This is a genomic window from Paenibacillus zeisoli (genome assembly GCF_003994465.1).
In the GTDB taxonomy this organism is placed as follows: Bacteria; Bacillota; Bacilli; order Paenibacillales; family Paenibacillaceae; genus Fontibacillus; species Fontibacillus zeisoli.
In genome coordinates this window covers 48,119-61,208 of the sequence record NZ_RZNX01000016.1, presented here as the reverse complement: position 1 = coordinate 61,208, position 13,090 = coordinate 48,119, and the positions used below count along the sequence as shown (strand labels likewise).

General features: G+C 48.6%; 15 protein-coding genes. 1 reads left to right on the top strand and 14 read right to left on the bottom strand.

The window, feature by feature from the left end; translation table 11 throughout:
- Positions 1-255: 255 nt before the first annotated feature.
- Positions 256-798 (bottom strand): hypothetical protein, encoded by a 543-nt coding sequence (locus tag EJP77_RS20290; protein WP_127201085.1) that lies wholly within the window; start codon positions 796-798, stop codon positions 256-258.
- 92 nt (positions 799-890) lie between these two features.
- Between EJP77_RS20290 and EJP77_RS20285 the strand changes: the two genes are divergently transcribed.
- A complete protein-coding gene (locus EJP77_RS20285) occupies positions 891-1,484 on the top strand; it encodes a TetR/AcrR family transcriptional regulator (protein WP_127201084.1) in 594 nt (197 codons plus the stop codon).
- A gap of 77 nt (positions 1,485-1,561) precedes the next feature.
- Here the strand turns inward: EJP77_RS20285 and lysS are convergent, their stop codons facing one another.
- The 13 genes from lysS to EJP77_RS20220 all read right to left on the bottom strand — a co-directional run bounded on the left by lysS (position 1,562) and on the right by EJP77_RS20220 (position 13,089).
- Entirely contained in the window at positions 1,562-3,073 is a 1,512-nt protein-coding gene (gene lysS / locus EJP77_RS20280; protein WP_127201083.1) for a lysine--tRNA ligase, read from the bottom strand.
- A 94-nt stretch (positions 3,074-3,167) separates the two neighbouring features.
- Entirely contained in the window at positions 3,168-3,644 is a 477-nt protein-coding gene (gene greA, locus EJP77_RS20275; RefSeq protein WP_127201082.1) for a transcription elongation factor GreA, read from the bottom strand.
- A gap of 280 nt (positions 3,645-3,924) precedes the next feature.
- Positions 3,925-4,926, bottom strand: coding sequence for a tRNA dihydrouridine synthase DusB (gene dusB, locus EJP77_RS20270; protein WP_127201081.1), 1,002 nt, complete (start codon positions 4,924-4,926; stop codon positions 3,925-3,927).
- 7 nt (positions 4,927-4,933) lie between these two features.
- Positions 4,934-5,158, bottom strand: a complete 225-nt coding sequence (locus EJP77_RS20265) for a helix-turn-helix domain-containing protein (protein WP_127201080.1) — start codon at positions 5,156-5,158, stop codon at positions 4,934-4,936.
- The gene (gene folK / locus EJP77_RS20260; protein WP_127201079.1) at positions 5,110-5,658 is read right to left on the bottom strand and encodes a 2-amino-4-hydroxy-6-hydroxymethyldihydropteridine diphosphokinase; all 549 of its coding nucleotides are present in this window, start codon (positions 5,656-5,658) and stop codon (positions 5,110-5,112) included. Before folK ends, EJP77_RS20265 begins: the two co-directional genes overlap by 49 nt.
- 9 nt (positions 5,659-5,667) lie before the next feature.
- Positions 5,668-6,030, bottom strand: a complete 363-nt coding sequence (gene folB, locus EJP77_RS20255) for a dihydroneopterin aldolase (protein ID WP_127201078.1) — start codon at positions 6,028-6,030, stop codon at positions 5,668-5,670.
- A 6-nt stretch (positions 6,031-6,036) separates the two neighbouring features.
- On the bottom strand, positions 6,037-6,966 hold the full coding sequence (gene folP, locus EJP77_RS20250) for a dihydropteroate synthase (RefSeq protein WP_127201077.1): 930 nt from the start codon (positions 6,964-6,966) through the stop codon (positions 6,037-6,039).
- Positions 6,903-7,790: an aminodeoxychorismate lyase gene (gene pabC, locus EJP77_RS20245; protein ID WP_127201076.1), complete on the bottom strand. Its 888-nt coding sequence runs from the start codon at positions 7,788-7,790 to the stop codon at positions 6,903-6,905. Before pabC ends, folP begins: the two co-directional genes overlap by 64 nt.
- A complete protein-coding gene (gene pabA / locus EJP77_RS20240) occupies positions 7,787-8,368 on the bottom strand; it encodes an aminodeoxychorismate/anthranilate synthase component II (protein WP_127201075.1) in 582 nt (193 codons plus the stop codon). Before pabA ends, pabC begins: the two co-directional genes overlap by 4 nt.
- Positions 8,365-9,951 carry an anthranilate synthase component I family protein gene (locus EJP77_RS20235; RefSeq protein WP_127201074.1) on the bottom strand — a complete coding sequence of 529 codons (1,587 nt, stop codon included), beginning with the start codon at positions 9,949-9,951 and terminating at the stop codon, positions 8,365-8,367. The genes pabA and EJP77_RS20235 overlap by 4 nt, the downstream gene beginning before the upstream one ends.
- Positions 9,952-10,147: 196 nt before the next feature.
- The gene (gene cysK, locus EJP77_RS20230; protein WP_127201073.1) at positions 10,148-11,086 is read right to left on the bottom strand and encodes a cysteine synthase A; all 939 of its coding nucleotides are present in this window, start codon (positions 11,084-11,086) and stop codon (positions 10,148-10,150) included.
- 256 nt (positions 11,087-11,342) lie between these two features.
- Positions 11,343-12,230 carry an Hsp33 family molecular chaperone HslO gene (gene hslO / locus EJP77_RS20225; RefSeq protein ID WP_127201072.1) on the bottom strand — a complete coding sequence of 296 codons (888 nt, stop codon included), beginning with the start codon at positions 12,228-12,230 and terminating at the stop codon, positions 11,343-11,345.
- A 91-nt stretch (positions 12,231-12,321) separates the two neighbouring features.
- A complete protein-coding gene (locus tag EJP77_RS20220) occupies positions 12,322-13,089 on the bottom strand; it encodes a type III pantothenate kinase (RefSeq protein ID WP_127201071.1) in 768 nt (255 codons plus the stop codon).
- Position 13,090: the final 1 nt, after the last annotated feature.

Here is a 13,090-nt window from a genome sequence, read left to right as displayed (position 1 = left end):
TTTCAAAGATCAATTTCTCATTCATTTGTTGTCGTTGTTCTCGGTGACAACTTTTAAAGTATATCATGTCCTGCCTAATAATGCAACTCTTTTTTTTCGAGTTGTTCTTAACTTCTTGTTTAAATCAAGTTAAGATCTTGTTTTCTTGGCCGGAATTAGAATATACCACGGACAGAAATTATATGCAACCTTTTTACATTAGAAATGTCGTTAGTAAATTTAACCAATCGTGTAACCGTTAAATAGGCCGCCTTCTTAAGTTGTACTCTTGGCTTTTCTTGGCCAAAGGGTATAGCTAAAGCTGATTAAGAAATCAATACCTAGTATCATGGCCCATCTCTCTATAAACAGTCCGAAGATAGCTGTTCTGCTACGATCTCCTATCCATATAATCATAATCGCCAGGATTAAGGACCCGATACTCCAAGCAAGAAGATGCTTATACCACCCATGGCGCTCTAGTCGAGCATGCGGTGCTCCTTCCTTCGGCCTCTTCTTCGGCTTGGGTCCTCCTGCAAAGCGAAAAGCAAACTGCTGATCAGCCCACTTGATCATGCTGTGGCCAAATGCAATGGTTGAACCAAGATAAACAGCTGCAATTCCATGATATACAGTTGCATCCGCCCCCTGCTTTAGGTCTATAGCTGTTGCAACCAACAGCACGAGATCCGCAATTGGTGTTCCGAGAAGAAGCAATCCTCCAAGCCTTTTATTCTTAAAAAGATAGCGTGTAATTAATCCGGCTAATACAAATACCCAAAAGGCTATTTCACATCCAATGATTAACCAACCAATCATAGTAATTAGCTCCTTTAGTTTATTTAATACACTTGTGCCATTTCTTTATAACACATCTGTATTAAATTAAGCAAGCATGGTATAATTAAGTTATGCCTAAAATTGTCGATCATGAAAAACAGAAACAGCTGTTAGCCGAAGCGACCTGGAGAATTATAAGGCGGCATGGAATGGAGCAAGCTTCCGTGCGCCATATTGCTGAGGAGGCCGGCATCTCCGTCGGTTCACTCCGGCATTATTTTGCCACTCAATCAGAACTGTTCGCCTATTCTATGCAGCTTGTATCGGAGCGTGTAGACGCGAGAATAAGCTCCCTCCCCTTTAGCGGCCCTCCGCTTGAAGATATGAAGAAGGTTCTATGCCAGCTTCTCCCTATGGATGAAGAGAGTCGGTCAGAGATGGAGGTATGGATTGCTTTTATGACCAAGGCGCTGGCGGACCCTTCTCTTAAGGCACTGGGTGATCAGGTATTCGAAAAGATGCGTCTGGGTATACACTCAATCATCGAATCACTTGTTCAGCTAGAACTCGCGGCAGTTGATCTAAACGTGGACCTTGAAACTGCACGCCTTCATTCACTCATTGACGGACTGGCCATGCACGCGGTGATTAGACCGGATTCCCTGTCCCCTGAGAGGCTTGAAGAGCTGGTTACCCTGCATCTTAAGTCTCTGTGCAAACTATAAGAGGCACAAAAAAACAGCCCTGAGTTAAACTCAAAGGCTGTTTTTACTATACATTCAGAAACTGTTATATCAGAAAACTATTCAACTGAACGCGCGCGCATATGAGGGAACAACAGCACATCACGGATGGAAGCTGAATCCGTCAGCAGCATAACCAAACGGTCAATTCCGATCCCTAGTCCCCCTGTAGGCGGCATACCGTATTCTAGAGCACGGATGAAGTCATCGTCCATCTCATGGGCTTCATCATTACCTTGCTCGCGCTCCTTAAGCTGATCCTCAAACCGCTGACGCTGGTCGATTGGATCATTAAGCTCTGTAAAGGCATTGGCATGTTCACGCGCAACAATGAACAATTCGAAACGGTCCGTAAAGCGAGGGTCGGCTTCATTTCTCTTCGCCAAAGGAGAAATCTCTACAGGATGGCCTGTAATAAAGGTAGGCTGGATCAGGGTCTCTTCCACAAAATGCTCAAAGAAGGCATTCAGGATATGACCAAAGGTCATGTGCTTCTCAACCGGAACCTTGTGCTCCCCTGCCAAGCGGTGTGCTTCTTCATTGGTCATCTGGACACTAAAGTCTACGCCGGTAACCTCTTTAACCGCATCAACCATGGATACCCGGCGCCATGCTGGTCGAAGGTCAACTTCCTGACCTTGATATTGAATGGTCTGCGTTCCCAGAACCTCTTGGGCAATGTGAGCCACAAGATTCTCTGTCAGCGCCATAATATCTTTGTAATCCGCATAAGCTTCATAAAGCTCGATCATTGTAAATTCAGGGTTATGTCTTGTGGAAATTCCCTCATTACGATATACCCGGCCAATCTCATATACCTTCTCAAGTCCGCCAACAATCAGGCGCTTCAAGTGAAGTTCAATCGCGATCCGCATATACAGTTCCATATCAAGCGCGTTATGGTGCGTAATAAACGGACGTGCCGCAGCTCCGCCGGCAATACTGTGAAGGGTTGGTGTCTCCACTTCCAGATAGCCAAGGGAATCCAGGTAACGGCGCATTGACTGGATGATGCGTGAACGCAGAATAAATGTCTGCTGAACTTCAGGATTGATGATCAAATCCACGTAACGCTGACGATAGCGAAGTTCAACGTCTTTGAGGCCATGATACTTGTCAGGAAGTGGATACAGGGACTTGCTCAGCACTTCAAGGTCCTTGACTTTAATCGAGGTTTCTCCGGTCTTGGTCTTGAAGACCTCCCCGCTTACCCCTACAATGTCACCCAGATCAAGTAGATCGAAGGCATCATATTTCACTTCAGGTACAGTATCTTTACGGACGTAAATCTGAATCTTGCCACTGAGGTCCTGGATATGGGCAAAGCTGGCTTTTCCCATTCCGCGTTTGGCCATAATACGGCCTGCAATACGAACCTCCACCGCTTGCTCCTCGAGCTCTTCCTTACTAAGCGAATCGTACTTTTGCAGAATGTCACCTGCATTATGGGTACGTTCATACTTTTGACCAAATGGATCGATGCCTAAAGCACGAAGCTCGTCCAATTTGTCGCGTCGAATTTGCAGCAGCTCGCTGACTTCTACTTCTTGATTTGAAATTTCCTCGCTCATTCGTCGTTCAACTCCCTAACAGACTTTGATGCCGTATGTACGGCTAACTGCTTAAATACAGTGAAAGAAGCTTCCTTAGGGAAGCTCCTCCGCCTTATTTCTTAATTTCCAAAATTTTATATTGAATAACGCCCGCTGGAACCGTTACATCCACTACTGTTCCAATCTGCTTGCCCAGAATAGCTCTGCCCACTGGACTCTCATTAGAGATCTTGTTCTGAAGCGGATCGGATTCAGCTGAGCCGACAATTGCATATTCCATCGTATCCCCAAATTCCAGATCTTCCACAATCACAATCGAGCCGATGCTTACTGTGTCTGTATCAATCTCATCATTGTTGATAATACGGGCATTACGCAGCATTTTCTCCAGGGTTATAATACGACCTTCAATAAAGGCCTGTTCATTCTTCGCGTCCTCGTACTCCGAGTTCTCACTAATATCACCATATCCGATAGCCACCTTAATCCGTTCGGCCACTTCACGGCGTTTCACGGATTTGAGGTTCTCCAGTTCTTCTTCAAGTCGTTTGAGACCGTCTTGGGTAAGAATAACTTCTTTATCGCTCATCAACCGATTCTCCTGTCATGGAAATAAATTTCGCAATATGGAATGAACTACACAGTCTATCTGTAGTTCATTCCATATAATATCACGCATCATTTAGAGAATATCATATGCAATCTCACATAGATGAGAACATCTCTGTGCTGGGAAGTTATCTCTTGAGGCGAATTTATACTGAGAAATTATAGGGTAAGCACTGCAAAATGTCAATGACATACAGGCCATGAAATGAAAACGTTTTATATGGGAACTCGAACGTTTCCTATGCCTGCAACCATAGACTTTAGACAGTTACCAAGGAATCGGTAGGCTCTGCCCCAAGGCTCATCACATAATCCTTCAGGATTCGAGCGACTTCATCACGCTTCGTCTCTTCCATGATCATGTCTTTCACGTGAGTGCCGCCTTTCATTCCTTTAAGGTACCAAGCGAGGTGTCTGCGCATCTCCATGACCGCCGTATTCTCGCCCTTAATCGCGACCAGACGGTCCATGTGCAGAATAGCAATCCGGATCTTCTCCTCTGGAGTCGGTTCAGGTGCAAGCTCCCCGCTCTTCAGGTACTCAATCGTCCGGTATAGCATCCATGGGTTGCCAAGTGCGCCACGGCCGATCATGACCCCGTCACAGCCTGTCTCATCGAGCATGCGGCGGGCATCCTCCGGTGTATTCACATCGCCGTTCCCAATAACGGGAATGGAGACCGCTTCCTTGGCCATCTTAATATAGCTCCAGTCCGCCTGACCGGTGTAGAGCTGCTCTCGGGTGCGCCCGTGAACGCTGATGGCCTTGCCCCCAGCTGCTTCCACGGCTTTGGCATTCTCTACCACGAAAATATGTTCAGAGTCCCAGCCAATTCTCATTTTGACTGTGACCGGCTTGCTTACAGCATCTACAACGGCAGATACCATCTCATAAATCTTGCTCGGTTCAAGCAGCCAACGGGCGCCTGCATCACATTTCGTTACTTTGGGCACAGGACAGCCCATATTAATATCGATAATATCTGCGTTGGTATCTTGATCGACGACTTTGGCAGCTTCAACAAGAGACTCGCGGTTACCGCCAAAAATCTGCAAGCTTAGAGGTTTCTCCCGTTCATCGACAAACAACATTTCTTTTGTGCGCTTGTTCCCATTAAGGATCGCCTTATCGCTGACCATCTCCGCGCAGACAAGGCCGGTCCCGAACTCCTTGGCAATCAGCCGGAAGGCCGGGTTGCACACGCCTGCCATCGGGGCAAGCACGACCTGATTCTTCATTTCAATATCGCCGATCTTAAGCACGTCTGGTTCACTCCTTTGTTGTATTGTTATCGAAAGGTTTAAGCTCCGACACGGAAATGCCCAGAACGTTAGCAATGGTCTCAACGACTTTATCATCGGCACGGCGGTTCCCCCGCTCGATAGCTCCCAGGACGGCAAGCGATATGCCAGTCTCCTCAGCGAGCTGCTGCTGGGTATACCCCTTTAGCTTGCGGAATGCCCGGATGCGGTGTGCCAGCTGCATTTCTTCCAAAAACGGACGCCTTCTTTCCCGCCCCCTGAGTCTAATGCTGATTGTACAAATGGAAATAACTCCGTGTGATCATCCTCCGGAACGATCTCGAGTAGCGGAACAAGCACAAAGGCACGTTCCTGCATACGGGGATGGGGAAGGGTCAGCTGGGGCGTATCTAGGGTTCTTCCTTCCATCCAGAGCAGATCCAAATCTACTGTCCGCGGTCCCCAGTGGATATGCCGCTCACGTCCAAGCTCGAGCTCAATCTGAAGCATGGCGGACAGCAGCTCCTCCGGTTCCAGCGTGGTGCGCAGAGCGAGAGCCATATTAATAAAATTAGGCTGATCCACGTACCCCACCGGATCCGTCTCGTAAAGACTGGAACAGCGGAGCACTGTAATTAGAGGATGCTGATTCAGGCGATCAATGGCTTCGAGCAGCGTCGCTTCCCGCTCACCCAAATTAGCCCCCAAAGCAATATAAGCCTCTGATCCTTCAGAGGTAGAATGTGAATTCATAGCAGGTTCTCACTTTCTTGATCTTAACAGCTCCACAGTAACACCCTCGAAATGAATATCAAAAGGCGGATGAGGCTTGGTAACCTTAACTGTCAATTCATCTATAACAGTATAAGTGGCGAGTATCTCGGATGCAATACATTCAGCAAGGGCTTCGATTAATTTGAAGCTTCTGCCTTCTACGATGTTTTTGACGAGTTCATGGACTTCGGCATAATTAACCGTTTGAGTCAAATCGTCATTGATGCCTGCCTGACGCAGGTCAAGTCGCAGCTCAAGATCTATATAGAAGCGCTGACCTAGCTTACGTTCCTCTTCAAATACACCGTGATAGCCGTAATATTCCATACGGGTTAGTGTCATTTTATCCATATGATTTCACACCTCTTCAACAAGTTCTGTAATGTGCTTAGGGCTGTACATAATAGCGTCGCACATGTCTATCGTGCGTTTCAGGGGTGCGATATCGTGCACCCGAATAATCTGGCAGCCTTGGGCGATGCCGAGTGCGGCTGTTGCGGCCGTTCCCTCGATTACATCATTAGCCGGCAGATCCAGCGTGGTTCGAATGAACTTTTTGCGAGAGGTGGCAAGAAGTACAGGATATCCGAGTTCTGTTAAGCGGTCCAGAGAACGCATGATGCGTAAATTCTCACCATGGTCTTTGGCAAAGCCAACACCCGGATCCAGAATAATATTCTCTTTAGCCACACCCGCGCGAAGTGTGATATCGATACTCTCCTGAAGGTCTTCTACAATGTCCTCAATATAGCTGCGGTAGTTCCGGTCATGGCGGTTATGCATCAGGATGATTGGGCAGCCAAATTCGGCGGCAACTGCAGCCATTTGCGGGTCAGCCTTGGCCCCCCATACATCATTGATGATATGCGCTCCAGCCAGAAGCGCCTGTCTGGCCACCTCGGCTTTGTATGTATCTATGGAAATTACGATGTGCGGCGCCGCTTGGTGTATCGCGTGAATCACAGGAATTACCCTGTGAAGTTCTTCTTCCTGGCTTACAGGATCATGACCTGGACGAGTTGACTCCCCGCCGATATCAATAATATCCGCTCCGTCCGCCACCATCTGCAGGGCATGAGTTATCGCCGCATCCGGCTCTATATATTTTCCCCCATCCGAGAACGAATCAGGAGTTACATTCAAAATACCCATGATCAAGGTTCTGTGTCCAAGCGTTAGGGTATTCTCTCCACAGCGATAGCTGCGTTCATAGAACCGTGGTCTCACGCCAAATTCCTCGCTTTCTTCCGGTAAGCTTGCAAAAGTCCGGCCGTCAGATCGCCGCATTTCCCTGCTCCAACCATCTTCCGTCTATTATCCGTGTCATATAGAGCATTGACTGGCACCAATTCCTGAATCGAATTCGTGGTGAAAATCTCATTCGCTTGCAGGAGCTCGTCCCAGGTGTAAAAGCCCTCCTCACAGGTCAGGCCCAGTTCAGCCGCCGCTTCAATCACACAACTCCTAGTAATCCCAGGCAGAATGCCAGTCTGAACAGAAGGGGTATACAGCACGCCGTCCCTCACAAAAAACAGATTGCTCACGATTCCTTCTGAAAGGTAACCATCCGCTGTCAAAAGAAGCCCCTCTGCCGGTCCAGCCCCCGGTTGGCTGCTGGCCGTCAATTCTCTCTTAGCTAATATATTATTCATATAATGCAGCGATTTTAAACGAACTGCCCCTTCCGGCGTATTCCGCCGTGTGTGCAATAATCTAAGCGGCCTTCCTTCGGTATAGAGTAAAGCTGGGGTTTCCGGGAGCGGCTTAACATAAATAATCTCCTGCGGTGATTCATAGTCACCCACGGGGAGGCCTAGGTCCCCCTCCCCTGCCGTGAGCGTATAGCGAATATAGGCTTCTGTCAGATTAGATGCGGCGAGCAGTTCGGATATGTGATTCATCAACTCATCTATGTTAGGTTGATAACAAATACCCAATGACTCACAGCCGGCAGTAAGACGATCCAAGTGGCGAAGCAGCAGCGAAGGAACCCCGTTATAAGTCCGAAACGTCTCGAACAGACCGAGTCCGTACATAAAGCCGTGATCCATAACGGATACCACGGCTTTATCTGCAGGTACAACTTGTCCACCTATCCCGATGAAATTCAAGCTCTGGCTCCCGCCTTGCGGCTGAGGAAGTTACGCAGAATTTGGTGACCATGATCGGTAATAATGGACTCGGGGTGGAACTGAACACCTTCTACATCATATTCTTTGTGGCGAAGTCCCATAATCTCGCCTTCCTCCGTCTCGGCTGTAATCTCGAGACAGTCTGGCAGAGTGTCTCGTTCAACAAGCAGCGAGTGATAACGAGTCGCGGTAAACGGAGTTGGAAGGCCTTCGAATACCGAGGCGCCCTGGTGAAGAATCGGTGAGGTTTTGCCATGCATCAGACGCTGGGCCCGAATTACATTTCCTCCAAAGGATTGGCCAATAGCCTGGTGACCCAGACATACGCCGAAGATCGGAATAATCCCTTTGAAATTCTCGATCACGTCCAGGCTAATGCCGGCCTCGTTGGGCGTGCAGGGACCTGGGGAGATGAGGATATGGTCTGGAGCAAGCTGCCTGATTCCTTCAATATCAATCTCATCATTACGCCGAACGGTGACCTCTTCTCCAAGCTCGCCAAGATACTGTACTAGGTTATAAGTGAACGAATCATAGTTATCTATAACTAAAATCATGTCAACATCTCCTGTCCTCGGTTAATTTGGGCAGCCTCTTCACTAAGCTCCACGGCTAGCGCTATAGCCCGCGCCTTGTTCTGACATTCCCTATACTCGCGATATGGCTCCGAGTCGATTACAATTCCTGCTCCGGTCTGAATATAACCGATGTTGTCTTTAACCACTAACGTTCTGATAATAATGTTTAATTCCATATTACCACGATAGTCAATCCAGCCCATGGACCCGGTATAAGGTCCCCGCGTTACAGGCTCAAGCTCTTCAATAATCTCCATTGTTCTTACCTTAGGTGCACCCGTGATCGTTCCACCCGGGAACTTGGCAGCAATAACTTCATATAAGGTTCGCCCTTCAGCAAGCTGACCCTTCACCTCAGAGACCAAGTGCATGACGTGTGAATAATACTCAACGGCAAGCAGTTCGCTCACCTTCACCGATCCATAAGCCGCAACCCGGCCAAGGTCATTACGCTCCAGATCAACCAGCATAATGTGCTCGGCCCGCTCCTTCTCGCTGCTTCGGAGTTCTTCCGCCATTCGCTGATCCTCCTCGGCCGTTCTTCCCCGCCGCCTTGTACCCGCGATGGGCCTTGCGCTCATCTCTCCCTGTTCCAGCTTTACCAGCAGCTCAGGGGAGCTGGATACAAGCTGATACTCCGGGAATCTGAGCAGACCCATGTATGGCGAAGGATTCATATGGCGCAGCCATTCATAAATCTCTTCCGGTGTGGAACTGAGATTGCGCTGCTGACGTAATGACAGATTCACTTGGAACACGTCCCCGGCCGAAATGTACTGCTGAATTCGGGTAACCGCATTCTCGAAGTCTTTTTGCTCAAAAGAGGTGCTTAATCCGTTCTGCGGCCATTGCCCTGCTTCTTGGATCTCCTGAGCTCTTGACCTTCTCCGCACAATCTCTTGTGCTGCGTCATCTGATCTTCCCCAGCTCATGATGTTCTTCCACTGCTTACTCATCTTCGCTACACGCTGACAGGCATCCTGATATAGAGCGGATAGAATGTCATGTTGAATATGGCCCTTAGTTGTCTTGGCTCCTTCAAACGGAAGATGTACAACGGCATAGACTGCCTGTTCCTCTTGATCCACAATCCACAGCTCATTCATCCGCATCCAGACATAATCGTCCAGCAGCAGATCATCCTTCGCTTTCTGAGGCAAATCCTCCAGAGAGCGGGCTACATCATAGCCCAGAAACCCAACACAGCCCCCGCTAAATTTGGGGAGGCCCTCCAAAGCCGGCGCTCTATAGGGTTCCATCCACTGTCGAATTAATTCCAGAGGAGCGCCCTGAACACAGCTGCTCTCTCCTGTAGAGAGGTCACTAACCTCCGCCTGACTTCCTTTGCCGCGAATTACCGAAACAGGGTTCAACCCTAGAAAAGTAAATTTACCGTCCTTGCCACTTTCCAGCACGAAGGAATAAGGGGAGGCGTACTCCCATGCACGCATCCAAGAAAGGGGGAGGGTGTCCCCCTCACTGATTCGCATAGCCAGTGGAAGCAGGGTATACTCTTCACCTGCCCACTGCTGCCACTGCTCGAATGCAGTTAATACTTTCATCCACCTTCAACCCCCTGCTCAAAAGCCTGTCTATTGTTTGCTAGTATACTAAAGGTTTGATTGCGAAGAAAGCCCCAATCTCATGCTGCTTAGGGTTAATTTAAGCTGAATATAGAGAATCGGCCCCCATAAACTCCACTCAGGAATTCATAGGGGCCGATTCAACCTAGTTATGTTAGATGTTTAACCAACCGTATTAACCTTCAAAGTTATAAAGAGGTGTGCTCAGGTAACGCTCGCCGTTACTTGGGATGACTACAACTACACGCTTGCCTTTGCCAAGCTCTTTAGCTACCTTAAGAGCAGCCAGTACAGCTGCACCGGAGGAAATACCGGAAAGGATGCCTTCTTCTTTGGCTACTTTGCGAGCCTGTTCGAAAGCTTCTTCGTTCTCGATATGAATGATTTCATCATAAATGTCACGGTTCAGGATCTCAGGGATAAAGTTCGCACCCAGACCCTGGATTTTGTGAGGACCTGGCTTGCCGCCAGCCAAGATCGGGGAGGCCGCTGGCTCAACAGCCACAATTTTGATATCAGGGAAACGATTCTTCAGCACTTCACCTGCGCCGGAAATGGTTCCGCCTGTACCGATACCCGCTACGAATGCATCCAGCTTACCGTCCAGGGACTCAATCGCTTCTACAATTTCAGGACCTGTAGTCTCACGGTGAATCTTCACGTTAGCCTGGTTGCGGAACTGATCCGCGAGGAAATAGTCAGGGTTAGCAGCAAGAATCTCTTCTGCCTTCTTAACGGCTCCGTTCATACCTTCTGCCCCAGGGGTCAGTACCAGCTCAGCGCCATATGCGCGAAGCAGGTTACGACGCTCAATGCTCATGGTTTCAGGCATTACGATAACCGCTTTGTATCCCTTAGCTGCTGCCACAAGAGCAAGACCGATACCTGTGTTACCACTAGTAGCCTCAATGATTGTGCCGCCTGGCTTAAGAAGACCTTGCTTCTCTGCTTCTTCCACAATGCTGATGGCAATACGGTCTTTAACGCTTGAACCCGGGTTCTGATACTCAAGCTTTGCATAGATTTCCGCGCTGTCTTCCGGTACAATGCGCTGCAAACGTACCAAAGGTGTTCCACCAATTAGTTCTGTTACATTATTTACGACTTTAGCCATGATATAAACCCTCCCCTGAATAGTAACCCATTTCATATAAATAAATATGAAGCAGCTTAAGCTGTATATAGCACAAGCGCAGGTATCCATTTAAATCATTAGATCCTGGCTGTTATGATATCCGAGTAATTAAGTAGGTTTTCAACTAGTCTTATCTTATCAATACCTACTTGGGTTGTCAATAATGGACGACAAAAATACTTTGCTATCCGTGTCAAAAGTCTGAACCTGCACAGCAAAGTATTTGTATTTCCTATTATTTGCTTTTCGCCTGCTCCAGCAGTTCTCGAAGTTCCTCCCGCTTGAAAACATACGATTCCCGGCAGAAGTCACATACCACTTCGGTCTGTTCATCTTCTTCCATCAATTGATTGAGCTCATCCTCACCGAGGCTGATCAGAGTCTTCTCAACCCGCTCCCGGGAGCAGGTGCATGCGAAGGTGATATCCATTTCATCCAGGACCCTGACGTCCGGGATAATCCACTTCAACATTTCTTCAAGCTCCAAGCCTTGATCAAGCAGAGAAGTAACCGGTGGAAGCTGTCCGATCGCCTGTTCGATGGCTGCAATCTCCTTGTCCTCCAGTCCAGGAAGAAGCTGAATAATGAAGCCTCCGGCTACAATGACCGAGGAATCACTATCGACTAGCACACCCAGACCTACAGCGGATGGTGTTTGCTCCGACACAGCGAAGTAATAAGTGAAATCCTCGCCAAGCTCTCCGGAGATAATAGGCACACTGCCACGGTACGGCTCCTTGAGCCCAAGATCTTTGATGACATGGATAAAACCGCTTGTTCCCACGGCTCCTGCCACATCGAGCTTGCCAAGGCTGTTGCTCGGAAGATGGACATGTGGATCATTTACATAACCGCGGACTTCCCCGTTGGCGTTCGCATCGACTACAATTTGCCCAATGGGACCGTCGCCCTTGACCTGAACCGTTAACTTCTCATTGCCTTTCATCATCGAACCCATCATGGCTGCAGCCGTAAGCGTACGCCCGAGGGCGGCCGTTGCAGTTGGGTAGGTGTCATGCCGGCGGCGCAGCTCATCTACGAGCTGGGTTGTTCTTACAGCAAAAGCACGTACTTTCCCGTCCATTGCAGTACCTCTTATTAAACGATCCTTCTCTTGGCTCATATTCCGTTACGCCTCCTTAAAGTTCTCAGATTTTCCAGCTTAGTATATGGATATAGCCCTGCTTCATGTTTGCGAAAGTATATGCTTCGGATTAACAATTCCGTTCGTAAATTAGTCTTAATCCTTCCAAGGTGAGCAGTGGATTGACCTCTTCAATGCTGCTTGTCTCGCTGGCAATCAGCTCTGCCAAGCCGCCCGTAGCCACCACTTTGGGCTTCGCATTCATTTCGCTGCGAATTCTCCCCACAATTCCATCAACCTGCCCCGCATACCCGAAAATAATACCCGCCTGCATGGCATGGATCGTATTGCGTCCAATTACCTTCTTCGGCTTCTCAAGCTCAATCCGCGGCAGCTTCGATGCTCGCTGATAAAGCGCCTCTGTGGCAATCCCTATACCCGGCACAATAGCGCCGCCTAAATAATTGCCTTTATCATCTATACAATCAAACGTAGTCGCTGTACCGAAATCAACCACGACCAAAGGACCGCCGCCATAAAGCTCTACGGCAGCCACCGCATTGACAATCCGGTCAGCTCCGACCTCACGCGGATTCTCATATCGCAGATTGAGTCCTGTCTTGATTCCCGGACCCACGATCAGCGGAGCCTTCTTCAAATACGTCTCACACATTTGCTCCAGCACATGCATCAACGGAGGAACGACAGAGGATATTATTACGCCTTCTATATCCCGTACATCAATATGCGACATTTGAAACAGATTATGTATCAAAACGCCGTATTCATCCCCTGTAGACTGCCGATTGGTCCCCAAACGGAAATGGTGCAGCAGCTCACGGTTCTTGTAGATCCCGAGCACGATGTTCGTATTGCCCACGTCAACCACAAGGATCATG